Raw genomic sequence first — 25,938 nt, 5'->3', positions numbered from 1 at the left:
ACCACGGTGCTCTTTCCTGATGGCACCGCCAATCTCCGGCTTCCGGCCGGGCCTCTTGTCGGTGATCTGCGCCCTGCTCCTGCTGCTGGCGGTGCCCGATGCACCGGCACAGCAGCGGGCAGCGGGCCCCGCAGTGGCAGCGCAGCGAGAGCCGGACCCGCGGCCGGGAATCAGACAGCGCGTGCTACCGGAAGCCTCCAGCAGCGTCCAGGCGGAAACGATGATGCCCTTGCTCCTCAGCGAAGAGCTGTCTGCTCCGCCCGCGCCGAGCGACCTTGGCCGCCAGTTGTTGCGCCTCGAACAGCGAACGATCGAGATCCTCCGTGATCCGAACACCGACCAGCAGGCGTTGAGCGAAAAGCTGGCCTGGCTCGAAGCCAATGTGGCCGAACTGAGAAGGGCAGAAGTTCGCCTCGAAGGTCTGGCGGTAGCGATCCCTGCACCTGCTGCAGCCCGTCCTGCCGCCGCTGCGGCGGCCTTGCCGGAGGCAACGCCAGGAACTGCGCCGCCGCCTGCGGCCACGCCGGCTGCTGCAGGTGCGCTCGAACAAGGGATCCTGTATGCCGGAGTCGCCGCTTTGGTGGTGGTGCTGGTCTTGCTGTTCCGTCGTCCCGCTGTGCCAGAAGTTCTTCCGGGCAGCCGGAATGCTTCGTCGACACCGGAGCAAGGCGAGTCCGCTTTGTCGAGTCCGCCAAGGGCCGCAGCCGCACCGATCGGACTGCCACGTGAGACGCGTGCGGCAAGAGCGGCGGCAGCAACACCGGCAACACCCCCCACGTCACCACCGGTAGTGCCCTCACCCGCAGCAATCCCGGTGGTGGCGCCAGCCTTGTCGATTGCGCCCGAGATTGCAGGATCGGCGCCGATACTCGAACTGGCCGAGGTCATGCTGTCCTTCGGTCGCGTCAGCAATGCCACCAAAACCCTTGAGGAATATCTCGCGGCGCAGCCACAGGAGTCCTTGCGGCCCTGGATCCGCCTGCTGCAGATTTACCAGCGCAATGGCATGCGCGATGAATTCGAGGCATTGACCTTGCGGTTGAACCGGACTTTCAATGTCGAAGTGATTCGTTGGGATGCCGACGAGGCGCGCAAGCAGCTCCATCTGGTGGCACCCGATGCGCCCCGTGAAAAGGCAAGCACGCTGGAAGATCTGCCGCACATTCGCGATCAACTCATCGCACTCTGGGGAAAGCCGGAATGTTCCGGCTATCTGGAGAAGCTGCTGCGCGACCATCGTGATGGACAGCGCAGTGGTTTCACCTTGCCGGTCGTCGAGGAAATATTGTTCCTGATCGATCTCATGGCGGCCTGCGAAGCCGCCCAGCCGTCCACACAGCAACCATAAAAGGAGAAACACATGAGTGAATATTATGCCCCGATCCGTGACATGCAGTTCGTGCTCAAGGAGCTTGCCGGACTGGAACAGGTGGCGCAATTGCCAGGTTATGAAGAAGCGTCGCCCGAACTGGTCGATGCAGTTCTCGAAGAGGCCGCCAGGTTCGCTGCGGAAATCCTGTCGCCGCTCAACTGGCCGGGAGACCAGGAAGGCGCCCACTGGCACGACAAGACGGTGACCATGCCAGCGGGTTTCAAGGATGCGTACCAGTTGTTCGCCGACAGCGGTTGGCCGGCACTGGCCTGCGAACCGGAGTGGGGAGGACAGGGACTGCCGAAGCTGGTCGCTGCCGCCGTCGCCGAGATGTGGAAATCGGCCAATCATTCCTTCTCGCTGTGTCCGCTGCTCACTGCCGGCGCCATCGAGGCACTGGTGCTCACTGGCTCCGAGCAGTTGAAGACGACCTACCTCGAAAAAATGGTCAGCGGCCAATGGGCCGGAACGATGAACCTCACCGAGCCGAGCGCCGGTTCCGACCTGGCGGCCGTGCGCACGCGTGCTGAACCGCAGGCCGACGGCAGCTTCCTGATTTTCGGGCAGAAGATTTTCATCACCTACGGTGAGCACGACATGACGGAGAACATCATCCACCTCGTGCTGGCGCGGACGCCGACCGCGCCCGAAGGCGTCAAGGGAATTTCGCTGTTCGTCGTGCCGAAGTTCATGGTCAATGAAGACGGCAGCCTCGGCGAGCGTAACGATGCCTATTGTGTATCGATCGAGCACAAGCTCGGCATTCATGCCAGCCCAACCGCGATCATGGCCTTTGGTGACCACCGCGGTGCCGTCGGCTACCTGGTCGGCGAGGAGAATCGCGGTCTCGAGTATATGTTCATCATGATGAATGCCGCGCGTTTCGGCGTCGGCCTCGAAGGCGTCGCTGCTTGCGAGCGCGCTTACCAGCGAGCGCGCGACTACGCGCGCGAGCGCGTGCAGTGCACCGATATCGGCGTACGCGGTGGTCCGAAAGTGGCGATCATCAAGCATCCCGACGTACGCCGCATGCTGATGACCATGCGCTCGCACGCCGAAGCCACGCGCGCACTGGCCTACGTAGTAGCGGCTGCACACGACACCGCGCTCCGCCATCCGGACGCCGCCGAGCGCAAGCGCAAGCAGGCTTTCGTTGATCTGATGATCCCGGTAGTCAAGGGCTGGAGCACCGAGTCCGGTGTCCGCATCGCCTCGATCGGCGTGCAGGTGCATGGCGGCATGGGGTATGTCGAAGAAACCGGTGCCGCGCAGCACCTGCGTGATGCGCAGATCTCGACGATCTACGAGGGTACCACCGGCATTCAGGCCAACGACCTGATCGGCCGCAAGATGGCACGCGAGGGAGGCGCCACCCTGAAGGCGGTGATCGAGGAGATGCGCGCACTCGACGGCGATCTCGCTAGCCAGGCGGGCAGCCACTTCGCTGCCCTGCACAGCCGCTTGACGGCGGGCATCGACGCACTGGCAGCCGCCGGCGATTGGCTGGTAGCCACCTACGGGGTCGACATTCGTGCCGCATCGGCCGGCGCGGTACCGTTCCTGAAGCTGCTCGGGATCGTTGCCGGTGGTTGGCAGATGGCGCGTGCGGCACTGATTGCGCAAGCGAAGATCGACGCCGGCGAAAGTGATCCCTTCTATGCCGCGAAGATCATCACCGCGCGCTTCTATGCCGACCACGTGCTGTCACAGGCCGCCGGCCTGGCGAGCAGCATCTCCGACGGTGCCGAAGGCGTAAACGCCTTGCCTGAAGACATGTTCTGAGAGCGCTGACCGGCGCTGACATCTTCGTGTGGTCGGCAGGGTGCGAATATCCGTGATTCGCACCCGGCATCGCCCTCCGACCCGACCAAGGAATTGCCATGACACACCCACGCAAACTCGTCCAGACCAGCCTGATTCCGATTCGCTGGGGCGATATGGACGCCTACGGCCACGTCAACAACACCATCTATTTCCGTTACATGGAGCAGGTGCGCGTCGAGTATCTCGAAAAACTCGGCTTCCGGGTGATGCCGCGCGGCTCGGCGCCGGTGATCATCAACGCCAGTTGTACCTTCCTGGTCCCGCTCAACTACCCTGGCCTCGTCGAAGTCCGGATGTTCTGCGGACATCCTGGCCGCAGCAGCGTGCCGACGCATTACGAAATCCGCCTGCAAGGAGATGACACCCTTTACGCGACCGGCGAATCCAAGATCGTCTGGATGGATGTGGCGACCGGCAAGTCGGTGCCGATTCCGGAGCACCTGCGTGCCGAACTGCCGCCGTTCTGAGGACTCGGGGATGAACCCTGCAGCTCTCTGGCGCCCGAGCGCCGAACGTATCGCGGCGGCCAGGCTGAGCGCTTTCATCGCCGCAATCCACAGCCGCTGGCAGTTCGACTGCGCGGATTATGCGAGCCTCTGGCGCTGGTCGGTGGCACAGCCCGAGGCCTTCTGGACTTCGCTATGGGAGCAATGCGGCGTGCTCGGCGAGCGCGGCCCGACGGTGCTCGAAAACGGCGAATGGATGCCCGGTGCCCACTGGTTTCCGCAAGCCCGGCTGAACTACGCGGAGAACCTGTTGCGCCACCATGCCGCCAGGCCCGACACCGACGCGCTGGTATTCTGGGGCGAGGACAAGTGCCGGCGTCGCCTCTCGCACGCCGAGCTTTACGCGCAGGTCTCGCGCTGCGCGCAAGCCTTGCAGGCCGCTGGTATCGGCCAGGGCGATCGTGTCGCCGCTTACCTGCCGAACCTGCCCGAGGCGCTGATCGCGATGCTCGCCACCACTTCGCTCGGTGCGATCTGGTCGTCGGCTTCGCCCGACTTCGGTGTCCAGGGCGTTCTCGACCGTTTCGGGCAGATCGAACCCAAGGTCCTGCTCTGCGTTGACGGCTACTGGTACAACGGCAAACCGGTCGATTGCATGGCCAAAAACGCCGAAGTCGCCGCACAGATCGCCAGCGTCGCCAGGACGGTAGTCGTCTCCTACCTCGACGATTCTCCTGCGGTAGCGGCGATCCGCAATGGCGTGCGCTACGCCGACTTCATCGCACCCTTTGCCGCCATGGACATCGAATTCGCGCCGCTGCCTTTCGCGCATCCGCTGTTCATCATGTATTCCTCGGGCACCACCGGCGTTCCCAAGTGCATCGTGCACGGTCACGGCGGCGCCCTGCTGCAACATCTCAAGGAACACCAGTTGCACGGTGACGTCAAGCAAGACGACCGCCTCTTCTATTTCACCACCTGCGGCTGGATGATGTGGAACTGGCTGGTTTCCGGCCTTGCTTCGGGCGCGACGCTGCTGCTCTACGACGGCTCCCCGTTCATTGCGGCGCGCGGCGGCCAGCCGGGAGCGATCCTCTTCGATTACGCCGACGCCGAACGCATGACACACTTCGGCACCTCGGCAAAATTCATCGATGCGCTTGCCAAGACCGGTCTCAAGCCACGCGAGACGCATCGCCTCGAAGCCCTGCGGACGATCTTCTCGACCGGCAGCCCGCTGGCTCCGGAAAGCTTCGATTACGTCTATCGTGACATCAAGGCCGACCTGTTGCTGGCGTCGATTTCCGGTGGAACCGACATCCTCTCTTGTTTCGCGCTCGGCAATCCGATTCTGCCGGTGTACCGCGGTGAGCTGCAATGCCGCGGCCTGGGAATGGCCGTCGCGGTCTTCGACGACGACGGCCAGCCGATTCCGGCCGGCCGCGGCGAGCGCGGCGAACTGGTATGCACCGCGCCTTTTCCGGCAATGCCGATCGGCTTCTGGAACGACCCCGACGGCGCCAAATACCATGCCGCGTATTTCGATCGCTTCCCGAACGTCTGGTGCCATGGCGACTTCGTCGAACTCACTGCCAACGAAGGCATGATCATCTACGGTCGCTCCGACGCCGTTCTCAACCCCGGCGGCGTGCGCATCGGCACCGCCGAGATCTATCGCCAGGTCGAGCAACTGCCGGAAGTCGTCGAATCACTGGTGATCGGCCAGGACTGGCAGCACGACGTGCGCATCGTACTGTTCGTCAAGCTGCGCGAAGGACTGCTCCTCGAAGAAACGCTGCTCGACCGCATCAAGCAGCAAATCCGCCGCAATACCACGCCGCGCCATGTTCCGGCCAAGGTTTTGCAGGTCGCCGACATCCCGCGCACCAAGAGCGGCAAGATCGTCGAACTCGCGGTGCGCAATGTCGTGCATGGCCGGCCGATAAAGAACGTCGAAGCACTGGCCAACCCCGAGGCGCTGGAGTACTTTCGCGAGCGCGTCGAACTGCAGAGCTGAAACGCGATCGGCGGTGCGCGGGCAAGCAGCTGCGGGTGATGGTTACCCTGAGCCGGAACGGGACCCTGGCGTCGCCTGCCCTCCACTGCCTGCTCATCGGCCACTCCTTCCCGACGGTTGCCACGCGTGAAAATTCAGCAGGTCCTCCCAGACCTCGCGCTCTTGGTCATGTACGGGCTGTCCCGGCGTGTCGGGCGTGGCGGGGAGCGGGTGCTCGTCGAGCAGTGTCACCAGAACTCTCGTCGCTTCGGTGATCCGCAGCGGCTCATCGAAGGAGACGACTCCCGAGGGAAAAAGGGTGGCGCGCAGGGTGTTCAGCATAACGTGTTCTCCTCAGGGTTTGACCAGACAATGGGTGAGCCAGGCATCGTGAGTCGCATACGCGGCTTTCACATTAAGCAGGAGACCGATCCTCCACCAGAGTGTTCTGATCGGCAAGCATCGCAAGCCATTCGCCTGCCTCCTTGAATGGCCGCGGCGAGCGCTCCGCCCTGCAGCGGACGTAGGCACCTTCGATGGCCGTCAGGAGCAGCCCCGCAAAGGACTGGCTACGGTCAGCATCACCGAAATCGAGGTGGCTGGCGATCAGCGCCAGCCATTCGGAAAACGTTGCACCCAGAAATGCCTGGAGCCCTTGGAGATCGGCGTCGAGATCCAGGCTGACGGTGCCCACTGCGCAACTCTGGTAGAAATCGCCCTCTTCGACGCGCCGGGCAAATGCGCTGAACAGGGCCTTCACTTTGGCGCCCGGCTGGCGCTTGCTCGCCAGGGACTGATCGATGAAAGCCATCACCCGAGTGGAATAGACGGCCAGGGCTTCCGTAGTGATCTGCAACTTTCCCTGCGGAAAGAAGTGGTAGACCGATCCCTTCGGGGAGCCACTGACGCGGACGATCTCGTTGATTCCCGCGCCGCCGAGTCCGGAACCGCGCATCAGCGTGATCGCCGCTTCGATCATTCTTTCCCGGCTACCGAGTTGCGAATTGCCATCCATTCGTGTTGACTCTCTACCTAGACCAGTCTATATAATACAGCATGATTTCAGTGAAAGGAGCCGCCGTGAACGATACTGCCCCCGAAATCCATTCGCAGGTGAGCGAAGCGGAATGGTTACGGCGCGTGGACCTTGCTGCGTGTTATCGCCTCGTCGCCATGTTCGGATGGGATGATCTGATCTTCACCCATATCTCGGCCCGCGTGCCTGGTCCGGAACATCATTTCCTGATCAATCCGTACGGATTGATGTTCAGCGAGATCACTGCCTCCAGTCTGATCAAGGTCGATCTGCACGGCAACAAGGTAGGCGACAGCGCCTACGAGGTCAATCCGGCTGGGTTCACCATTCACAGCGCCGTTCATGCCGCCCGCGAGGATGTGCAGTGCGTGCTGCACGTGCACAGCATCAATGGCGTCGCAGTGTCGGCGCAGGCAGGGGGTGTGCTGCCCTTGTCGCAGCACTCGATATTCGTGCTTTCGTCGCTCGCCTACCACGACTACGAAGGCGTCGCTCTGGATGAAGACGAAAAGCCGCGGCTGGTACGCGACCTCGGCGACAAGCGCTTCCTCATGCTGCGCAATCACGGCTTGTTGACGGTCGGACGATCGGTAGCCGAAGCCTTTGTGGCGATGTATTTCTTCGAGGTCACCTGCATGATTCAGGTGCGTGCGATGAGCGGTGGGCAGCCACTGCGGCATATCAGCCAGCACATCGTCGACAGCGCCCAGACACAATGGGAACAGGTGACTCGCGGGGCGGGTGGGGGTCTGGCGTGGCCCGCGCTGCTGCGTAAACTCGACCGCGCCGATCCAGGTTATCGCACTTGAACACAAGGCACCGATTTCGCCTCAATCTGATAGGCGTTCTGGTCTTGGTTCTTGGTTTGACGGTTTCCGTCTGGGTCTTTCTGACCGGCACGGATGAGCGCAGCGATGTGATCGGCTACGAAATGGTCGACGGGAAAGCCTATCCAATCACCACCAGTGATTCCAAGCGCTATCGTCACGACCTGGAACGTTTTGGCGGAAAGTCGGCCGTTTTCGCCGATGATCTGGCCCGCTGGTTTACCAGTCTTTGGCATGGTAAACGCTTGGCGCTTACCCTGGCCGTGCTCACGGTTGGCATCGCCTTTGCGTGCTTTCGTGCTGCCGAGCGGATGCCGGCCGACCCAGGCGGCGAGGGCAAGAACAGTACTCAAGACTAGCCGCCGAGTACCGCCTGATTGCGTCCCTGCTCTTTGGCACGGTACATGGCCATGTCTGCGGCCGCCACCAGAATATCTGGCGCACCCTTGACTTCCGGAACGATAGACGCAACACCAACGCTGGCAGTCACGCATCCGAACCCGGACATTGCATGTGGCAATTCCAGATCCTGAAGTGCCTGGCAGACTTTCCGGGCCATGCTCAATGCCTGCTCAGCATCGGTCGCAGGCGCAATGAATACGAATTCTTCGCCCCCATAGCGCGCCACCAGATCTCCGGTACGGCATATTTTGGAAGACAAGACACTGGCCACCTGGCGCAGGCATTCGTCACCCGCCTGATGACCGTAGCGATCGTTATATGCCTTGAACCAGTCCACATCGAGCAATCCGAGAGCCAGGGGTTGACCGATGCGTGCTGCACGACTCCATTCACTTGCCAGCACTTCGTCGAAGCGGCGACGATTGGCGAGACCGGTCAAGGCATCGGTTGTGCTCAGGGCGGCCAGCTTGTTGTTGGCCTCTTCCAGTTCGAGAGTACGCTCGGAAACCTTTCCTTCCAGCATGGCATACGATTTCTGCAACTGTTCGGCCATTCGATTAAAGCCATTGGCCAGATCTTCGAGTTCGTCACCCGTGCGAACCGTAATGCGGTGGTCGAGAACTCCGCGGCCAATCAGCGTTGCGCCATCCTGCAGGGCATGGATGGGTTTGACCACCCTGCGCACCAGTGCCACGCAGGCAAACACGGTCAACAGCATGCCGATGAGCACCAGCGATCCGCTGCGAATGGCCTGGGCATACAAAGGGCGGTAGGCTTCGGCCAGTGGTTCCTCGACAAAAACGAACCAGCCAAGTTGTGGAATCGTTCCAAAGGCAGTCAAGACCGGCTCACCGTCATGATTGCGCGCTTGCGCAGATGCCTCTCCACCCTGCGCCTGGCCCTTGATCGCCGCTTGCACCTGCGGCAGTGCAGCCATGCTGGTGTTTCTCAGCACCAGGCCGATATCGGGATGAGCAATCAAGCGGCCTTCGGAGTCGACTGCATAGGCGTGGCCGGAGTCACCGACCTTGACGCGCGTGATTCCGTCGAGCAGAAATTCGAGGTCGACTTCAGCGACGGTGATCCCGGCTTCCTCTGGGCCGACGGCCATCGCTATGGTCATGTACAGACTTCCGTCGCGGAAGTAGATCGGGCTGCGGTAGGAACGGCCTGATTTGACTTGACGAAAAAATTCGGTGGTCGAAAGATCGCGCTTGCTGCCTACGATGTCTGCAGTGCGGCGGGATGTCCGTAGATATTCCTTGCCCTGATTGTCGAGCAGCAGAATTTCATGGATCGCCGCAGTACGCCGCAAGATCTGAATGTCGGCACTTCGTTGTTCCAGAGCGGAAACGCCGCGTTTTGGCATTGCCGCCACAGCGATCCTCTGTTCGATTCCAAAAAGGTATTCACCCAACCGGGTAGCTGCCGCTTCTGCTTTTTCACGCTGCAGTTTGATGACCGAAAGCTGGCTTTCCTGATAGGCAAAACTGATACCAAGCAGACCACTGAGAAGTAGCGAACCGCCGGTCAGCCCGCCAAAAATCAGGGTATATTTCCTGAAAAGGGTCGACCTTATCGGCATCGAGTAGCAGGGAATTGCGCGTCAGCGTACAGGCGGGAACTCAATCAAATGCTTTGTCGTTCGGATTCTTGTAGAGTTCGATCATCATCTCGCTGATCGGAAAGTTCAGATTGACGCCCTTCGGTGGTATCGGCGACAACAGCCATTTCCGGTAAAGCGCTTCCGCCTCCCCAGATTTCATGATCCTCGCAATTTCCTGATCCACGACCCTCTTAAAGGCAGGGTCATCCTTGCGCAGGATGCAGCCATAGGCTTCATAGGATTGAGGCCTGCCGGTCACGACCCATTCATCCGGCCGCCAGGCTTCCCGGATGGTGGCGTAGAGCAGGACATCATCCATCATGTATGCATCGGCCTGCCCGGCCTGCAGTACCGACAAGGGTGTGTCGCCGCGATCAAAGGTAGACACGATGTTGATGTGGAGGCCATGCTCGCTGTTCATCCTGCGCAACATCTTTTCGGAAGTCGAAGCCGCGAAGGTCACGACAGTCTTTCCTGCCAGATCCGGAAAATCCTTGATGCCGGAATTCTTTCGCGTCATCAGGCGTGATCCGGCGACGAAGATGGTATTGGAAAAGGCAACCATCTTTTGCCGTTCGGTGGTATTGGTCGTCGCGCCGCACGAGAGGTCGGAGACACCATTCTGGACGATCGGAAAACGGCTTTGCGTAGTAAAAGGGATCTGCTTGATCTGCAGCGCCGGCAATTTCAGCTCACGCTTCACGGCCTCGGCGATCTTCAGCGCGATGTCGTAAGAGTAACCCATGACGGTTCCATCACCAGTCATATACGTAAATGGCGATGTCGATTCATGGAAGCCGATCGCAATCGTTCTGGTATGGGCAATCTTCTGCAGTGTCCCGGATCTTTCTCCGGGAGCCGCATCGACGATGACGGGAAGGATGGTCAGCAGCACCGCAATCAGGGTATTTTTCACAGGCATCCTGCATCAAATTGTTGCGGACTTTGCGCAGACCGAGCTTGTTCCGAAACCACATGCGACCCGAATCGGCCAATGGAACCGGGATCTGCTCCGGAGCGGATGGACCACTGCCTACGCTCGGTCGTTGGTGTATCGCTTGAGCGTGAGTTGCGGAATATACCGTGTTTTTCTGCATGCGTCGCCGCAGCAGCGTCCAATGCCGACCGGGGGGTGATCACGGAACATCTCGACACCCCGGAATTGATCGAGCGGAGTTGCCTATCGTCGATGCATCGGGTTCTGAAAAGCTGCTCGGCACCCCGATTCAGGCCTACAATAAATGACCACCACCAAGGACAAATATATGGCTGGCTTTGAAGATTACGATCGAGGAACCCAAGAGATTGAACTCGAAATCGAGCGCAAGGGGATAGTTCTCGGCATCGACTGGTCGGATGAGGTGCAGGTACGCACCCTGGCCAGAGAGGCGCTCGATCACATGAAAGAAGACGTGAAGCTTGCGGCTTCGAGCCATGTGGATCGCCAACTGATGGCCAGAGTCGACCTTTTTGGCCTGGCGGCTCTGATGTTAAAAACCATGGCGGAAAGCGCCGACCAGGGCATCGAGAGTCACGGAGGCAGCGCGTGGAAAGCCTTCGCCAAGGCACTCTGGGCTGAAGCAGCACTTCGCAAGCAGCAATAAGGGACTTCGGACTTCGGCAGCGCCGGGCTACCGCCATTCGCCCCGCAAGCCGGCGACAACCTCCTGCAGGCGCTCGGGAGTTGCCGCTTCGGGGGCAACCGCCGCACCGACGACCAGCGCGATCTTCGAGAACAGGCCACGGCGCAGTGGCTTGCTCATCGCCGGTCCGTCCTTGCGGCTGAAGAAGCTGCCCCACAGACCCTGCAGCGCCATCGGAATGACCGGCACCGGCGTGCGTCCGACGATGCGCTGCACGCCTGGGCGGAATGGATAGAGCTCGCCACTATCGGTGATCCGGCCTTCCGGGAAAATGGCCACCAGTTCGCCCGCCGCAAGGGCTCTCGCCACCTCTTCGAAAGCCGCTTCCATCATCGCTGCGTCGTCCCTGGCCGGGGCAATCGGAATGGCGGACATGTGGCGAAAAACGAAATTGATGATCGGTGTGCGGTAAATGCGGTAATCCATGACGAAACGGATCGGCCGCCGGCTCGCGGCCGCGATGACGATCGGGTCCACGAAGCTGACGTGATTGCATACCAGCACGGCAGCGCCCTCCTCCGGGATGTTCTCCAGCCCATGCTGCCGCAGGCGGTACACCGAGTGCACCAGCAGCCAGGCAATGAAGCGCAGCATGAACTCGGGCACCAGGCTGTAGATGTAGACCGCCACCACCGCATTGCACAGCGCGGCAACGCCGAACAGTGCGGGAATCGAAAGCCCATCGCCGAGCAGGCCGGCGGCGGCCAGCGCGCCACAGACCATGAACAGCGCGTTCAGGATGTTGTTCGCGGCAATGATCCGCGCGCGCTGTGCAGGCGCACTGCGCAACTGGATCAGGGCATACAAGGGGACGATGAAGAACCCTCCGAACAGGCCGAGGGCAAACAGGTCGAAGAGCACCCGCCAGATATGGTGCAGGGCGAGCAGGCTGGCGAGCGGCAGCGGCGTCACGACCGGCAGCGGTGTCGGTGAAGCGAAAGCCAGGTCGATGCCGAAGAGCGTCAGACCAATCGAACCAAAAGGCACCAGACCGATTTCGACGTGCCCGGCCGACAAACGCTCGCAGAGCAGCGAACCGAAGCCGATGCCGATCGTGAATACCGCCAGCAACAAGGTCACCGAGGTCTCGTTGCCACCGAGCACGTTCTTTGCATAGGGCGGAAACTGCGCCAGAAACAGTGCGCCGTACAGCCAGAACCAGGAAATCCCGAGAATCGACAGAAAGACCGTCCGGTTCTGGCGTGCAAAGCCAATGTTGCGCCAGGTCTCGGAGAACGGATTGAGGCTGACCACCAACTCCGGGACGGGTGCCGGTGCTGCCGGGATGCCGCGGCTGCACAGGTACCCCAGTACCGCAAGCACCATTCCGGCGATGGCCACCCAGCCCGGATGCCCAGCTGTACCGGCGAGCAGGCCACCGGCCAGCGTGCCGATCAGGATGGCGACGAAAGTGCCGGCCTCGACCAGCGCGTTGCCGCCGACGAGTTCGTCTTCGCGCAGATGCTGCGGCAGGATCGCATATTTGACCGGCCCGAACAGTGTGGAATGCAGGCCAAGCAGGAACAATGCACTCAACAGCACTGCCAGGTTGTGTGTCGAGAAGCCAAGCAGGGCGACGCCCATGATGACGATTTCGAGCAGCTTCACCAGCCGCGCCAGCTTTGCCTTGTCGTACTTGTCGGCGAGTTGCCCGGCGGTAGCCGAAAACAGGAAGAACGGCAGGATGAAGATGCCGGCAGCGAGATTGGTCAACACCTCCGGCGCCAGCGTCGTCCAGTTCACCGCCTGAAAGGTGAGCAACACGATCAGGGCATTCTTGAACAGATTGTCGTTGAATGCCCCGAGAAACTGCGTAGCGAAAAAAAGGAGCAAAGCGGCGGGTGTTGAGCAGAGCAAACTGGGAACTCATGCATTCTTCCTGAAGTTGGTGAAGCGAATTCTAGCGTCAAAGCTTGCAGTGGGGGGTTTCCGCAAGCCCTGGGCAAGCGATCTCCCTGTTTCCTGATTTGCCTGTTCCTACAATTTCGTCGCAAGCATGACAATTCCAGCACCCAGATTATTCGCAAGCATATAATTTATATAGTATTTAAACCTGGCAAGGAATTTGCTTTTCATTTCCTGACTGCCATGCCCCACATATCCCCAACTTACATCCTCATCAACGACACGACCCTGCGCGACGGAGAGCAATCGGCGGGAGTCGCGTTCAGTCTCGACGAAAAGATCGATATCGCCTGTCGCCTCGACGCATTGGGAGTTCCCGAGTTGGAAATCGGGATCCCCGCGATGGGCGACGCCGAGCGCGCAAGCATCCGGGCAGTCGCTTCCCTGGGACTGAATGCAGGTCTGATGGTGTGGAGCCGGATGAATCGCAAGGACATCGTGCTGGCGGCAAATCTGGGTGCGGACCTGATCGATATTTCGGTGCCCGCGTCCGATCAACACCTGCATTCGAAACTGCAGCGCGATCGCAACTGGCTTCTCACCGAGATCGGCGAGCATGTACGGCTGGCGCGCGACCTTGGTTTCGGCGTCGGAGTCGGTGCCGAAGACGCCTCGCGCGGCGATCCGGATTTGCTGGCGGCAATTGCCGAAGCCGCGCAGACCGCTGGTGCTCGGCGCATTCGCTTTGCCGACACACTGGGCGTGCTGGATCCCTTTGCGACCTTCGAGCGAATCCGCCATCTGCGTTCGCTGTGCGATCTGGAAATCGAGATGCATGCCCACGACGATCTGGGAATGGCAACGGCGAACACTCTGGCGGCCGCCCGTGCCGGTGCGACCCACCTCAACACGACGGTCAACGGCCTCGGTGAACGTTCGGGCAATGCGCCACTCGAAGAAGTCGTGCTCGGGTTGCATTTATGCCACGGCGTCGAGACCGGTATCGATCTGGCGAAATTTCCCGACATTTCGCATCGCGTCGCTGTCGCTTCCGGGCGCCCCCTGTCCTGGCAGAAGAGTATCGTTGGCGAAGGAGCGTTCACCCATGAGGCAGGAATCCATGTCGATGGTCTACTCAAGGATCCGGCCAATTACCAGGGCTTCGATCCGGTACTGGTCGGGCGCCAACATCGAGTCGTTCTCGGCAAGCATTCCGGACCACGCGCAGTACAACGGATCATGGCGGGACTCGGCCATTACTTGTCGGAGATTGCGGCAGGCACCTTGCTGGAGCGCGTACGCTCTTTCATCGTCGAGAAAAAGCGCCTGCCTTCCGAGACCGACCTGTTGACGCTGCTGGAACGTATCGAAACTTTGGAAATCGAAGCGCGCGCTGCACGTGGCTTGCCCGATGTGCTGAGCACGGCGAGTTGCCAGGTCTGTTCCGCCACTGAGATGTGCTGCAGGGAACATGGCCATGGCCAATAGACTCGAGTTGCTGGAACTCGGCAACGACGCGCTGTATTTTGACGAGCCTTGCCCGCCCGCGGTGGCCGCGCAGATCGACTCGGCAGCGCGCCACTACGGCCAGCCGATTGCCGAGCAACGGCTGCTCTACGCCTATTTTCTGGCGCCGGAACAGCTCTCGGTGCTGGTCGCCATTTACCGCTATTACTTCTATCAGCATCGACTCGAAGATGCGCTGGTGATTGCCGAAAGGGCGCTGGAGGTCAGCGCACGGCGCCTGGATCTGGTGGGCAGTTGGCGCAGCCTGGGGCCGATCGCGCTGGGCCAGGCGGCGATGCGCTCGATGGGCATGCTGCGTTTTCATCTGCTCGCGCTCAAGGGCTCGGCAGTGATTCTGCTGCGCCTCGGGAGATTGAGCGAGGCACGTCTGCGGCTGGCAAAGATTGCGGAAGTCGATACGCGCGATGCCCTTGGCGTTGTGCCCCTACTGCGGCTGATCGATCGTCAGTGCCCGCCCATCCCGGAACCACTTCACTGAAACAGGAGAAGAGCATGGCTTGCGAAATCAACAGTTTCGAAGACGATCTCGCCGACCTCAACTCGGCGGAAGAATTTCTCGACTATTTCGGCATCGACTTCGACGTGCGCGTCGTCCAGGTCAATCGCCTGCACATCCTGCAACGCTTCCACGATTACCTGGCCAGGCAGGAAGCCGGCAAGACACCGGACTATAGCGCCTACCGCGGCTGGCTGGCACGCGCCTACACCGACTTCGTCGAATCCAGCGCGCAGGCCGAAAAAGTCTTTGCGGTATTCCAGAAGGCAGAAGGCTCGTCTTTCCTGCCCCTGTCCTCGCTGAGCGACTGAGATCGTGTTGCCGCGCTGGGATTACGGCGACGCGGTACGCCTGACGCGTAACGTGCGCAACGATGGCACTTTCCCCGGCATCCAGACCGGTGAACTGCTGGTACGACGCGGCCGCATCGGGCACGTGCGCGATGTCGGCACCTTTCTGCAGAATCAGATCATTTATTCCGTGCACTTTCTTGACGAGGGTCGTCTGGTCGGCTGTCGTGAGGAAGAGTTGATCGCGGCCGATGCACCCTGGATCGAAAGCCGCTTTGAGGTGCGCCAGAAGGTCCGTGCGACACGCTCGTTGGTGATTCGCGGCGAGATCCGGGTGGCGCTCGGCAGCCGTGGCGAGATCCTGAACCTCGAACGATCCGGAACGCACGGCGTCGTCTATCACGCGCATTTCGACTGCCTGCCGGGAACTCCCCTTCTGGTACCCGAGCAGGCGCTGGGTGAATGGGAGCGCGACGATGCATGAGCCAGGCGGAGTCTACCTGTCACTCAAGCTGGCCGAACAGTTGTTCGGCAAGTCGCTGGAGTCACTCGCACCCGATGAGCGGCAGCGAGTGCACAACGTGGCGGCCAGGCAGCAGCAAATCGAAACCCTGATTCTCGGGACACCACAAGCCGCGGCCGTGCTCCTGCCCGAGGCGTCGATCGACGCCAGCCTGGCGGAAATCCGCGGCCGCTACGGCGACGACGACGAATATCACGCCGACCTCGACCGTGTCGGGCTCGACGCCCTCTCGCTGCGGCGCGCCATCGCTCGCGACATGGTCGTCGAGGCGGTTCTCGAAACGGTCGCTGCGGGTTCCGTGGCAGTCAGCGATACCGACGCCGAGATCTTCTGGCACCAGCACAGGGATCGCTTCCGCCGTACCGAAACGCGCTTGCTGCGGCACCTTCTGGTGACCATCAACGAACGGCTGCCGGGCAACGAACTTCAGGCCGCTCGTGCAAGGATCGAGTCGATCCGCGCCCGCCTGCTCAAGGAACCGCAGCGTTTCGCTGAACAAGCGCTGAAACATTCGGAATGCCCGACGGCGATCAACGGCGGACTGCTCGGCAAGGTAGCGCGCGGCCAACTCTATCCGGAACTCGAAGCCGTCGCCTTTGCCCTCGGTGCTGCGACCTTGTCCGAGGTGGTCGAAAGCCAGCTGGGTTATCACCTGATCTACTGCGAAGCGATCCATCCCGAACGACGCCTGCGTTTCGCCGAAGCCCGCAATACCATCCGCGAATACCTTGAAGGACAACAGCGCAGCCTTTGCCAGAAGGCGTGGATCAGGAACTTGCGCCGTCAATCGCTCGTCGCCAAGCCCTCCTGAGGCCGAATCCCCCTACTCGTCGTCGTCGCTGGTGCTATCCCGACGCGGCACGGTTTGTGGATCGCAGGTGATGGGGCGGTAGATCTCGACCCGGTCGCCCGGCCTGAGCGCCATATCGGGCTTGACCAGGCGGCCGAAGACGCCCACTTTCTGCGTTTCCAGATCGATCGTCGGGAATGTCTGCAGGATGCCGGACTTGACAATCGCATCGCGCACGCTCGACCCCTCCGGGACTTCGATGGTGAGCCATAACTGCTGGCCCGCTTCCGAATAGGCAACTCCGATCTGCATGTTTCTTCTCCCGCTTATTTCCCTGGTTCAAGAGCCGCGCCACGGCGATCGCGTCCGTAGATGCGCGGCTTGATATAGCTGTCGATGACCGGAGTCAAGGAGTTCATCAGCAGTACGGCGAAGGCCACGCCCTCCGGGTAGCCTGCCCAGGTGCGGATGACGTAGGTCAGCACACCGCAGCCAGTGCCGAAGACGATCTGTCCGCGCGGCGTATTGGGCGAAGTCACATAGTCGGTGGCGATGAAGAAGGCGCCGAGCATCGCTCCACCGGACAGCAGATGCGTTCCGGCGTCCAGGTAGCGCGCCGGATCGACGGCGTGCAGGAGCGCCGCCGGAACGGCGATGCCCAGCAGCATCGCTACCGGGATATGCCAGGTGATGGTGCGCAGGCAGATCATCGCCACGCCGCCGGCAACGATCAGCCAGGAGGCCGTTTCGCCGAGGCTGCCCGGCCGGCTGCCGTACCAGGCCTGCAATGGCGCCTGCAGCAGGGAGTGGGCGAGGTCGACGCCGCGCGCCATCTCGGTCTTGGCAAAGCCGAGCAGCGAAGCGCTGGCGACCGCGTCGAAGGCGGGCTGCATGCCCTTGAGGGTGATCGCCAGCGCGGCAATGGGCCCCGGCGCAGCGGCATCGAAGATCGGCAGCGGCGCGACCCAGGCGGTCATCTGCACCGGGAAGGAAATCAGCAACGCCACCCGCCCGACCATCGCCGGGTTGAAGAGGTTCTGCCCGAGGCCACCGAAGACCTGCTTGCCGAGTACCGTGGCAAACAAGCCGCCGCAGACGCCAATCCACCATGGCGCCCAGGGGGGCAGCGACAGGGCGAGCAGCCAGCCGGTCAACCATGCCGATCCGTCACCGAGCACCGTCCTGGCGTCGCGCCCCATCAGGCGCAGACAGAAGGCTTCGCCGAGTGCCGCGGCAGCCACGCTGATCATCCAGAGATAGACGGCCGGCCAGCCGTAGAGCCAGAAGCCGAACAGGGTGGCCGGCACCAGGGCGGCCATGACGATGACCATGACCCGGCGCACGCTGTTCGACGTAGCCGCGTACGGTGCCGCAACCGGCTTCTCGATCGACCCCGAACTCATGTCGTTTCCTCTTCGGGTTTCACAGTGCCGGAGCGGGCCTTGGCGGCAGTGCGCTCGGCCTTGCGGCGCGCGGCCACCTCGGCCTTTTCCCTGGCATCGCGTTCGAGACGGGCGAGGCGAGCCTCGGCCAGACGTTTGCCTGCCTCGGTACGCAGGCGGGCGCGCTCGCGCGCTGACAGCTCGCCCCTGGCGTGGCTGAAGTACTGGACCAGGGGAATGTGCGACGGACACACATAGGCACAACAGCCGCAGGAAATGCAGTCGCTGAGCGAATATCCGACGGCGCCGTCGAGGTCGCCGGCGCGGATGTGCGCGGCCATTTCCAGTGGCAGCAGACCCATCGGGCAGGCACGTGTGCAGGAGCCGCAGCGGATGCAGGGACCGGCCTCGGGAACTGCCGCCTCGGCGGCGGTGAAGGCGAGGATTCCGCTGGCCCCCTTGACCAGAGGTACGCGACCATGCAGCAGGAGGGTACCCATCATCGGGCCACCGAGAATCAGCCGTGCCGGCACTTCCTTGAGGCCGCAGTACGCCAGAAGATCGTCGACCAGGCAGCCCAGCGGCGCAAAAATATTGCCCGGCTCAGCCACCGCAGCACCGTTGATGGTGACGATTCGCTCGACCAGCGGCTGCCCGAGACGAATGGCCTTGTACACGGCAGCGCAGGTGGAGACGTTGTGCACCAGTACCCCGACCTCTGCGGCACGGGCGTCCGCTGGCACTTCCTTGCCGGTCAGGGTCTCGATCAGTTGTTTGTCCGAACCCATCGGATAACGTGCTGGCACCGGCCGAATCTTCACTTCAGGGAAAGCTGCGGCAGCCACGGCCATCGCCGCCATGGCTTCCGGCTTGTTGTCCTCGATGCCGACCAGGGCATCGCGGGCGCCAATCGCGTGCATGATGATGCGCGCGCCTTCGACCACCTGTTCCGCAAAGTCACGCATGATGCGGTCGTCGCTGGACAGATAGGGTTCGCACTCGCCGCCATTGACGATCAGTGTGTGTACGGCCAGGCGCTTGCCGAGCGCAAACTTGACCGCCGCCGGGAAGGTGGCGCCGCCGAGGCCGACGACACCGGCTGCCGCGGTGCGTCGTGCGATTTCCTCGGGCGCCAGGGCAAAGGGATCGGCGACCGGGTCGGTCTCGATCCAGCGATCCGTATCGTCGGATTCGACGGTGATCGCGGCAAGACCCAGTCCCGAGGGATGCGGGGCAGTGACTTCACCGATGGCCGTCACGCGACCGGAAACCGGGGCATGAATCGGCGCCGAAATGTGGACCTGTGACTGCGCAAGCAACTGCCCTTTCAGAACTTTCTGCCCGACCAGGACCACTGGCCGTGCAGCCCCCCCCCACATGCTGCTGCAATGGCAGGTAGACACGCGCCGGTCTCGGCAGAACGCGCAGCGGGGCGTCCGCTGCCGGCCGCTTGTGGTCGTCGGGATGGACACCCCAGCGCGGTTCCTTGAAAAAGCGTTCGATCAGTCCCATGCGGGTTTCCTTCAGGTAATGGCGGGTTTTGGCCAGATCCAGTGCGGCACGGTGACGGGTACCGGCAGCAGCCCGATGGCCTCGGTCGGGCAGCGTTCTACGCAGGCGCCACAACCCGTGCAGGCTTCGCGAATGACGTTGTGAATCTGCTTGGCAGCACCGATGATCGCGTCGGTCGGGCAGACCTTGCTGCATCTGCAGCAACCGGTGCAGATCTCCTCGGCGACGAAGGCGAGCAATGGACCGTCATCCTGTACCGCCGAGAGGTCGATCTTGATCCCGAGTCTGGCGGCAATGGCTTCGGCGACGGCGCGTCCGCCCGGCGGGCAGAGCGTCGCCGCGGCTTCGCCGCGAGCCAGAGCGGCTGCCGCCTGCGCACAACCGACGAAGCCGCACTGGCCGCATTGCGAGCCCGGCAAGAGGGCCTGCAATTCGGCTTCGAGAGGGTTTTCCTCGACCGCCAGGTAGCGTGCGGCGACGCCGAGCAGCGTACCGAGGGCGAGCCCCAGAAAGGTCAGACTCAGGACGGCAATCCACATGACGATCTCCTTGTCAACCGGTGCTGATACCGGAAAAACCCATGAACGCCATCGCCAGCAGACTGGCGACGATGAAGCCGATCGGCGGCCCCGCGAACAGACGCGGTACCGGCGCCAGCGCCAGGCGCTCGCGCAACCCGGCAAAAATCACCATCACCAGGCTGTAGCCCAGAGAAGAGGCGAAGGCGAAGAGCGTGCTTGCCAGGAAATTCATGTGGCTTTCGACCAGCAACAGGGCAACGCCGAGCACGGCGCAGTTGGTGGTGATCAGCGGCAGGTAGATGCCGAGCATCTGGAATAGCGACGGCGAAACCTTGCGGACGGTCAGTTCGGTGAACTGGACGGCACTGGCGATCACTAGAATGAAGGTCACCGTCCGCAGAAATCCGAGGCCGTAAGGCGCCAGCAGATAAGTCTGAACCGCCCAGTCGGCCATCGACGACACGGTGATCACGAAGGTCGTTGCCAGCCCCATGCCGGCGGCGGTGTCGATGCGCGTGGTGACTCCCATGAACGAGCACAGGCCGAGGAAGCGGGCCAGGATCACGTTGTTGACCAGGGCTGCGCCGATCATCATCAAGGCATACTCTTTCATGATTCGCTCTTTCCGCCATCCGATTCACCCGGCTTCGCCCGGCGCAGAAAGCGTGGCGCCAGCTCGCCGCTTGCCGACAGACGCCGGGCACCGAGGCGCGCCATCCACAAGCCGCAGGCCAGACCGGTGGCGGCGGCAAGCAGGGTGGCGAGGTCGCCGCCGAACCAGGATTGTGCAATCCCGGCGGCGGCAAGCGCCGTCGTCAGCGGCAGACCATAGGCGATCAGCGCTGCCTTGACCAGAATCCGCGGCGCGATGCCGACGACGATGCGCTCACCGACCCCGAGCCCGAGCCCGTCCTGATGGGCAATCGAAAAGCGTCTGGCCTCGTTGCGTCTGGCCAGGCTGCCGATTCCCTTGCCGCATTGTCCGGCGGAGGCGCAGCTTCCGCAGGTCGACGTCTGCTCGGGTTGCAGCCAGAGCACGCCGTCCTGTACCTCGACGACGCGGACGATACCCTCGACGGTATTGCGGTCGGAAAGCCGGATCATGGTGATTTCCTTGTTCTGGTTCAGGCGACCGCGTGCGCGCCGCTCATCTGGATCTCCTTGCCGGCACGCAGATCCAGCAGGCGCTTGACGACGACCAGGAGACCGGTCACCAGAAAACCTCCGGGCGGCAGAATCATCATCAACACACCCATATCCGCAGGCAGCAGCCGCAACTCCATGAACTTGAAAAAAGGTCCAAAAAGTAGCGAGGCATCCGCAAACAGCGTACCGGAACCGGCAATCTCGCGAACTGCGCCGATCGCGGTGAGCGCGATGGTGAACCCCAGCCCCATGCACAGGCCGTCGAGAAACGCGGGGACGATCGGCGCCTTGGCGGCAAAGGCTTCCAGACGTGCGAGCGGCAGGCAATTGGAGACGATCAGCGGGATGAACAGGCCAAGCACCTTGTAGAGCTCGTGCATCCAGGCGTTCATCGCGAGATCGACCAGTGTCACCATCGTTGCGACGATGAGGATGAACACCGGAATGCGTACTTCCTGGGTAATCGCGTTGCGAAAAGCAGCGACCAGCAGACTCGATGCCGCCATCACTGCTGCGGTCGCCAGGCCCATTCCGAAGCCATTGGTGGCGCTGGTGGTCATCGCCATCGTCGGGCACATCCCCAGCAGCATGCTGAAGACGCCGTTGTTGTCCCAGAGTCCATCCCGGACGATGTTGGTATAGGCATTCGCCATTTCAGTTCGTCTCCAGCAAGCTCGCCTTGTGGGCGGCAAAGAATTCGAGGCCACCGCGGACAGCGGCGACGACGCCGCGCGGGGTGATCGTGGCGCCGGCAAACTGATCGAACTGGCCGCCGTCCTTTTTTACCTTCCAGCGCCCGGGCAGAGGATTTTGCAGCGACAGACCGGTGAAGCGGAGAATCCAGTCGCCCTTCTTCTCCTCGATCTTGTCGCCAAGACCGGGGGGTTTCATGGTGTGCCAGAGCACGCACGCCGAGCACCTGGCCATCGGCATCGACGCCCATCATCAACTTCATTTCGCCAGCGTAGCCACTGCCGTAGATCTCGTAGGCAACGCCGGTCACCCTGCCTTTCAGGCGGGCGCGATAGGCCGTGATCTCCCGCTCTTCGGCATTCTTCACGAGCACCGTGTCGATCGCCGGGTTGTTGTCGTGGCTGGCACCAGCAAGCACCTGACTCAGGGAATTCTGGCGATCCTCGAGGGCGCGCGCGGCGATGTCGTCGGTCGTGATCCTGTCGGTCACCGCCAGGACGATGCCGAAGCCCAGGCAGAAAGCGCCGAGGATGGCACCGTGAACCAGGGTTCGCGGTTTCATCGAGGACTCCTCTGGGGTGCAACGGGCGTCATTGCGGCCATGCCGGGAAGTAAGGTGTCGGGAGGGTTCATGATCATCTGGTCCATGCGTTGCCTGATGCCCCGCATATTCCGTGCCATGCTTGCTGCAAGTGCACACCAAAGCTGTGCAAGTGATCGTAAGCCCGCACCAGGATGGAAGTTTTTCTGCTGACAGCGGGCTGCGCGAGGCAGCCGAAGCCGACCCAAGCGATGTCGCAAATCCTACAAAACACGACAAGACGAGGTGAAAACCATTGCCGAATCAAGGTCGGCACGGAATCTGCTTTGTTCCGGGAGAACAGTTGATCCCGGGGATGACGCGAGATGGCGAATGAACAACTCAAGACAGCGGCCGCAAGCGCGCCGTGGATGGCGGACGCGCTCGCTCCGGGCCTCCCGCCGCAGGTGTTCCAGCACACCGTCAGCCAGGCCGACATGGCGATCTCGATCACCGACGTGCACGGCAACATTCTCTACGTGAATCCCGCGTTTACCCGCGTCACCGGTTACACAACCGACGAGGCGATCGGCAAGAACCAGTCGATCCTTTCCAACAAGACCATGCCGCCCGCACTGTACCAGTCACTGTGGCAGAAGATCTCGCAGGGCGAGGTGTGGACCGGCCGCCTGATCAATCGGCACAAGGATGGCAGCCAATATCTCGCCGAGTTGAGCATCTCCCCCATCGTCGATGCGCATGGGAAGGTTCTCAATTACCTCGGAATGCATCGCGACATCACCGAAGTCCATCGCCTGGAATACCAGGTCAGAAACCAGAAAGCCCTGATCGAGTCGGTGGTCGACGCAGCGCCGGTGGTCATCGCTCTGCTCGACGTCGATGACCGCGTCGTGCTCGACAACCACGAATACAAGAAGCTGCAGGCCGATCTGGGAATGGCGGAGCCGGCGCCGATGCTGATGTCGGCGATCCGTGCGAGTCTCGAACTCGAATCAGGAAAGGGGCGGCGCACCTCGGGCTACCTCTTTCTCGATCGCGAAGTGCGCATCGATCGTCCCGGCGGCAACACGCCGCGCTGGTTTTCGTGTTCCGGCAGTCGCGTGCGTGAGGACGACAGCACCGCCGATGCCTTCCTTGCCGGACGCCGTCGCGATTACCTGCTGCTGGTTGCGAAGGAGATTACCAGCCTGCGCGCGCAGCAGGAAAAAGTCCGTGTTGCCGCGCTGCAGGCAGTGATGGCCGATGAGGATCGCGTCCTGGCCTTGCGCGAGAGTCTCGCCGCGGCCACCTTCCGGATCGAGGGACCACTCAACATGATGGCCTCGGTGGTCGCCATGCTGGCGCGACGCAAAGGGGAAACCGACCCCATGTCGGTGGCCCTCGTGGAGGCCATCGCGGCCGGGCAGCAGGCTCTCGAAGAGCTCCGTTCGATGATTCCCGGCGAGACGCGCGAAGCGATCGGCCCGGTCAACCTCAACGAACTGCTGCGTGACGTCCTCGATCTCTCGACCAGCCACCTGCTCGCGGCCGGCATCACGGTGAGCTGGAAACCGCAGGCCATGCTGCCGGCGTTGCAGGGAGCACCGAACAAACTGCGCTCGCTGTTCAAGGCGCTGATCGACAATGCCATCGAGGCGATGAACGTGCGCGGCTGCCGCGAGCGCGAACTGACGCTGGCGAGCAAGGAGCGGCGGGGGGAAATCGAGGTGCTCATCGAAGACTCCGGGCCCGGCATCGACAACTCCCAACATCTCAAGGTCTTCGAGCCATTCCACACCACCAAGCGTGGCGGCGGACACCTGGGAACCGGTCTATCGTCGGCGCAGCAGGTGGCGGCTGACCACGGCGGCTACATCGAAATCGGACCCGCAGCAGTGCGCGGCTGCCGCGTTCGCGTTCTCCTTCCACTCCACCCGCGACCATGAGCGATACGCCTTCGTCGTTGTTGCTGCGCTCCCACTTCGAGACCCTGACGCGCGTCTCGCAGGTACTTTCCCGCTCGCTCGACTTTCATCACAGCCTGCGCGAAGTTCTGCGCACGCTGGAGATCACGGGTCACCTGAGCCGGGGAATGATCAGCGTCGTCGATCCGGGCGTCGGGGATCTTTTCGTGCACGCCGTGCATGGACTGGATTACGATGAATTCCGGTCGGTTCGCTACCAACCGGGCGAAGGTCTGGTCGGCACGATCCTCGAAGAACGCCAGACCCTGGCGCTGCCGCGCCTGGGCGACGCACCACGTTTCCTCGACCGGCTGGGTCTCTACGACCGGGAATTGCCCTTCATCGCCGTCCCGATCAGTGTCGGCGGAACGTTGCAGGGGGTGCTTGCCGTTCAGCCCGACGACCCGGATGATGGCCTGCTGCAGGAACGCGTACACTTCGTCGAAATCCTGGCCAACCTGATCGGCCAAAGTGTCCGCCTTTCGCTGGACACCGGCCACAAACCGCCCATCGAGGCACGCGACCCGTTACGCCGCAGTGCGCGCCAGCGTCCCGGTCTTGCCAACCTGGTCGGACAATCGGTGGCCATGTTGCGAATCTTCGAGCAGATCCGGATGGTCGCGAAATGGCCGACGACGGTCCTGATTCGCGGCGAGACCGGCACCGGCAAAGAGCTGGTCGCCAATGCCATTCATGACCACTCGCCGCGCGCACGCGGGCCCTACGTGCGTCTCAACTGCGCGTCGCTGCCGGAGAATCTGCTCGAATCGGAACTCTTCGGGCACGAGAAAGGCGCTTTCACCGGCGCGGTGAACTCGCGCAAGGGCCGCTTTGAAATCGCCGATGGCGGTACGCTGTTTCTCGACGAAATCGGCGAAATCTCGTCGGCCTTTCAGGCCAAGCTGCTGCGTGTACTGCAGGAAGGCGAACTGGAGCGTGTCGGTGGCGACCGGACGCTGAAGCTGGACGTGCGCCTGATCGCTGCGACGCATCGCGACCTGGAAAGCGCTGTCGATACCGGCGACTTCCGCGAGGACCTGTACTACCGCCTCAACGTCATGCCCATTTTCATTCCCCCCCTGCGCGAGCGACTCGAAGACCTGCCGAAGATCGCGAAACACCTGCTCGATCGTCTCGGCGGCATACAGCGCCGCCCGCTGCGCCTCACCGCAGGAGCACAGCGGCGACTCACGCAGCACCACTGGCCGGGCAACGTGCGTGAACTGGAAAACTGCCTGGAGCGCGCTGCCGTGATGTCGGACAGCGGCGAGATCGATGCCGACCTGATTCGTATCGACCAGTCACGCGAGCGAAGCAGTCGGCGTTCGCCGACTTCGCCAACGCCGGCCGTCCCGGCAGTTCCGAGGGCCGGCGTGCGCGAAGCCGGCGATGGCATCGAGCCGGGTGGCGAGCAAAGCGAACGCGAACGCGTGATCGCCGCGCTCGAGCAGGCCGGCTGGGTGCAGGCCCGCGCCGCCCGCCTGCTCGGCATGACGCCGCGGCAGATCGCTTACCGCGTACAGATCCTGAACATCGAAGTGAAGCAGATCTGAAGCGCAAGGCACTTCGAGAATGGA

At 62.3% G+C, this 25,938-nt stretch carries 25 protein-coding genes and 3 pseudogenes; 14 read left to right on the top strand and 14 right to left on the bottom strand.

Going from position 1 to position 25,938, the window contains the following annotated elements; genetic code table 11:
• Window positions 1-19: 19 nt before the first annotated feature.
• The 4 genes from E4Q08_RS09780 (at window position 20) to E4Q08_RS09765 (ending at window position 5,659) form a co-directional block, all read left to right on the top strand.
• The gene (locus tag E4Q08_RS09780) at window positions 20-1,348 is read left to right on the top strand and encodes a hypothetical protein (RefSeq protein ID WP_169070251.1); all 1,329 of its coding nucleotides are present in this window, start codon (window positions 20-22) and stop codon (window positions 1,346-1,348) included.
• A gap of 12 nt (window positions 1,349-1,360) precedes the next feature.
• The gene (locus E4Q08_RS09775) at window positions 1,361-3,154 is read left to right on the top strand and encodes an acyl-CoA dehydrogenase C-terminal domain-containing protein (RefSeq protein ID WP_169070250.1); all 1,794 of its coding nucleotides are present in this window, start codon (window positions 1,361-1,363) and stop codon (window positions 3,152-3,154) included.
• A gap of 98 nt (window positions 3,155-3,252) precedes the next feature.
• On the top strand, window positions 3,253-3,663 hold the full coding sequence (locus E4Q08_RS09770; RefSeq protein WP_169070249.1) for an acyl-CoA thioesterase: 411 nt from the start codon (window positions 3,253-3,255) through the stop codon (window positions 3,661-3,663).
• Between the two features lie 10 nt (window positions 3,664-3,673).
• Window positions 3,674-5,659, top strand: a complete 1,986-nt coding sequence (locus E4Q08_RS09765; protein WP_169070248.1) for an acetoacetate--CoA ligase — start codon at window positions 3,674-3,676, stop codon at window positions 5,657-5,659.
• A 93-nt stretch (window positions 5,660-5,752) separates the two neighbouring features.
• Here the strand turns inward: E4Q08_RS09765 and E4Q08_RS09760 are convergent, their stop codons facing one another.
• Entirely contained in the window at window positions 5,753-5,980 is a 228-nt protein-coding gene (locus tag E4Q08_RS09760) for a hypothetical protein (protein WP_169070247.1), read from the bottom strand.
• A 73-nt stretch (window positions 5,981-6,053) separates the two neighbouring features.
• Window positions 6,054-6,653, bottom strand: coding sequence for a TetR/AcrR family transcriptional regulator (locus E4Q08_RS09755; RefSeq protein ID WP_169070246.1), 600 nt, complete (start codon window positions 6,651-6,653; stop codon window positions 6,054-6,056).
• Window positions 6,654-6,718: 65 nt separating this feature from the next.
• On the opposite strand from E4Q08_RS09755, the gene E4Q08_RS09750 reads away from it, so the two are divergent.
• Together E4Q08_RS09750 and E4Q08_RS09745 are read left to right on the top strand one after the other, a co-directional pair.
• On the top strand, window positions 6,719-7,483 hold the full coding sequence (locus E4Q08_RS09750; RefSeq protein WP_372703604.1) for a class II aldolase/adducin family protein: 765 nt from the start codon (window positions 6,719-6,721) through the stop codon (window positions 7,481-7,483).
• Window positions 7,480-7,860 (top strand): hypothetical protein, encoded by a 381-nt coding sequence (locus E4Q08_RS09745; RefSeq protein ID WP_169070244.1) that lies wholly within the window; start codon window positions 7,480-7,482, stop codon window positions 7,858-7,860. Before E4Q08_RS09750 ends, E4Q08_RS09745 begins: the two co-directional genes overlap by 4 nt.
• Here the strand turns inward: E4Q08_RS09745 and E4Q08_RS09740 are convergent.
• A complete protein-coding gene (locus E4Q08_RS09740) occupies window positions 7,857-9,488 on the bottom strand; it encodes a sensor domain-containing diguanylate cyclase (RefSeq protein ID WP_169070243.1) in 1,632 nt (543 codons plus the stop codon). The two genes, E4Q08_RS09745 and E4Q08_RS09740, sit on opposite strands and share 4 nt — an antisense overlap.
• Window positions 9,489-9,528: 40 nt before the next feature.
• Window positions 9,529-10,425: a transporter substrate-binding domain-containing protein gene (locus E4Q08_RS09735; RefSeq protein ID WP_288132270.1), complete on the bottom strand. Its 897-nt coding sequence runs from the start codon at window positions 10,423-10,425 to the stop codon at window positions 9,529-9,531.
• A gap of 325 nt (window positions 10,426-10,750) precedes the next feature.
• Here E4Q08_RS09735 and E4Q08_RS09730 point away from each other — a divergent pair, with 325 nt between their 5' ends.
• The gene (locus E4Q08_RS09730) at window positions 10,751-11,113 is read left to right on the top strand and encodes a hypothetical protein (protein ID WP_308240094.1); all 363 of its coding nucleotides are present in this window, start codon (window positions 10,751-10,753) and stop codon (window positions 11,111-11,113) included.
• A 27-nt stretch (window positions 11,114-11,140) separates the two neighbouring features.
• Here E4Q08_RS09730 and E4Q08_RS09725 read toward each other — a convergent pair.
• Window positions 11,141-13,022: pseudogene (locus E4Q08_RS09725) on the bottom strand (MFS transporter).
• Window positions 13,023-13,240: 218 nt separating this feature from the next.
• On the opposite strand from E4Q08_RS09725, the gene nifV reads away from it, so the two are divergent.
• The 5 genes from nifV to nifM are packed head-to-tail and all read left to right on the top strand — an operon-like array spanning window position 13,241 to window position 16,644.
• Window positions 13,241-14,485: a homocitrate synthase gene (gene nifV, locus E4Q08_RS09720; RefSeq protein ID WP_169070241.1), complete on the top strand. Its 1,245-nt coding sequence runs from the start codon at window positions 13,241-13,243 to the stop codon at window positions 14,483-14,485.
• Window positions 14,475-15,002: a hypothetical protein gene (locus E4Q08_RS09715; protein ID WP_169070240.1), complete on the top strand. Its 528-nt coding sequence runs from the start codon at window positions 14,475-14,477 to the stop codon at window positions 15,000-15,002. The genes nifV and E4Q08_RS09715 overlap by 11 nt, the downstream gene beginning before the upstream one ends.
• 14 nt (window positions 15,003-15,016) lie before the next feature.
• The gene (nifW, locus tag E4Q08_RS09710) at window positions 15,017-15,331 is read left to right on the top strand and encodes a nitrogenase-stabilizing/protective protein NifW (RefSeq protein WP_169070239.1); all 315 of its coding nucleotides are present in this window, start codon (window positions 15,017-15,019) and stop codon (window positions 15,329-15,331) included.
• 4 nt (window positions 15,332-15,335) lie between these two features.
• Window positions 15,336-15,794, top strand: a complete 459-nt coding sequence (locus E4Q08_RS09705; RefSeq protein WP_169070238.1) for a nitrogen fixation protein NifZ — start codon at window positions 15,336-15,338, stop codon at window positions 15,792-15,794.
• Window positions 15,787-16,644 (top strand): nitrogen fixation protein NifM, encoded by an 858-nt coding sequence (gene nifM / locus E4Q08_RS09700; protein ID WP_169070237.1) that lies wholly within the window; start codon window positions 15,787-15,789, stop codon window positions 16,642-16,644. Before E4Q08_RS09705 ends, nifM begins: the two co-directional genes overlap by 8 nt.
• Window positions 16,645-16,656: 12 nt before the next feature.
• Here nifM and E4Q08_RS09695 read toward each other — a convergent pair whose 3' ends face one another.
• The 9 genes and pseudogenes from E4Q08_RS09695 to rsxG form a co-directional block, all read right to left on the bottom strand.
• Window positions 16,657-16,935 (bottom strand): RnfH family protein, encoded by a 279-nt coding sequence (locus E4Q08_RS09695; protein WP_169070236.1) that lies wholly within the window; start codon window positions 16,933-16,935, stop codon window positions 16,657-16,659.
• Between the two features lie 14 nt (window positions 16,936-16,949).
• Complete coding sequence (locus E4Q08_RS09690; RefSeq protein WP_034918623.1) at window positions 16,950-18,026, bottom strand: RnfABCDGE type electron transport complex subunit D; 1,077 nt, start codon at window positions 18,024-18,026, stop codon at window positions 16,950-16,952.
• Complete coding sequence (gene rsxC, locus E4Q08_RS09685) at window positions 18,023-19,408, bottom strand: electron transport complex subunit RsxC (RefSeq protein WP_308240093.1); 1,386 nt, start codon at window positions 19,406-19,408, stop codon at window positions 18,023-18,025. The genes E4Q08_RS09690 and rsxC overlap by 4 nt, the downstream gene beginning before the upstream one ends.
• Before the next feature lie 19 nt (window positions 19,409-19,427).
• Window positions 19,428-19,517: pseudogene (locus E4Q08_RS25705) on the bottom strand (hypothetical protein); the annotation flags it as partial.
• An 11-nt stretch (window positions 19,518-19,528) separates the two neighbouring features.
• On the bottom strand, window positions 19,529-20,056 hold the full coding sequence (locus E4Q08_RS09680) for an RnfABCDGE type electron transport complex subunit B (RefSeq protein ID WP_211203374.1): 528 nt from the start codon (window positions 20,054-20,056) through the stop codon (window positions 19,529-19,531).
• 13 nt (window positions 20,057-20,069) lie between these two features.
• Entirely contained in the window at window positions 20,070-20,651 is a 582-nt protein-coding gene (gene rsxA, locus E4Q08_RS09675; RefSeq protein WP_169070235.1) for an electron transport complex subunit RsxA, read from the bottom strand.
• On the bottom strand, window positions 20,648-21,142 hold the full coding sequence (locus E4Q08_RS09670; protein WP_169070234.1) for a SoxR reducing system RseC family protein: 495 nt from the start codon (window positions 21,140-21,142) through the stop codon (window positions 20,648-20,650). Before E4Q08_RS09670 ends, rsxA begins: the two co-directional genes overlap by 4 nt.
• A gap of 20 nt (window positions 21,143-21,162) precedes the next feature.
• On the bottom strand, window positions 21,163-21,837 hold the full coding sequence (locus E4Q08_RS09665; protein ID WP_169070233.1) for an electron transport complex subunit E: 675 nt from the start codon (window positions 21,835-21,837) through the stop codon (window positions 21,163-21,165).
• Between the two features lies 1 nt (window position 21,838).
• Window positions 21,839-22,439, bottom strand: a pseudogene (gene rsxG / locus E4Q08_RS09660) (electron transport complex subunit RsxG).
• A gap of 344 nt (window positions 22,440-22,783) precedes the next feature.
• Here rsxG and nifL point away from each other — a divergent pair.
• Both nifL and nifA read left to right on the top strand, forming a co-directional pair.
• The gene (gene nifL / locus E4Q08_RS09655) at window positions 22,784-24,343 is read left to right on the top strand and encodes a nitrogen fixation negative regulator NifL (RefSeq protein WP_169070232.1); all 1,560 of its coding nucleotides are present in this window, start codon (window positions 22,784-22,786) and stop codon (window positions 24,341-24,343) included.
• Entirely contained in the window at window positions 24,340-25,914 is a 1,575-nt protein-coding gene (gene nifA, locus E4Q08_RS09650) for a nif-specific transcriptional activator NifA (protein ID WP_169070231.1), read from the top strand. Before nifL ends, nifA begins: the two co-directional genes overlap by 4 nt.
• Window positions 25,915-25,938 lie beyond the last annotated feature (24 nt).

The sequence above is a fragment of the Candidatus Accumulibacter contiguus genome, from assembly GCF_012940005.1.
GTDB lineage: Bacteria > Pseudomonadota > Gammaproteobacteria > Burkholderiales > Rhodocyclaceae > Accumulibacter > Accumulibacter contiguus.
This window is presented reverse-complemented; position numbering and strand designations above follow the sequence as displayed.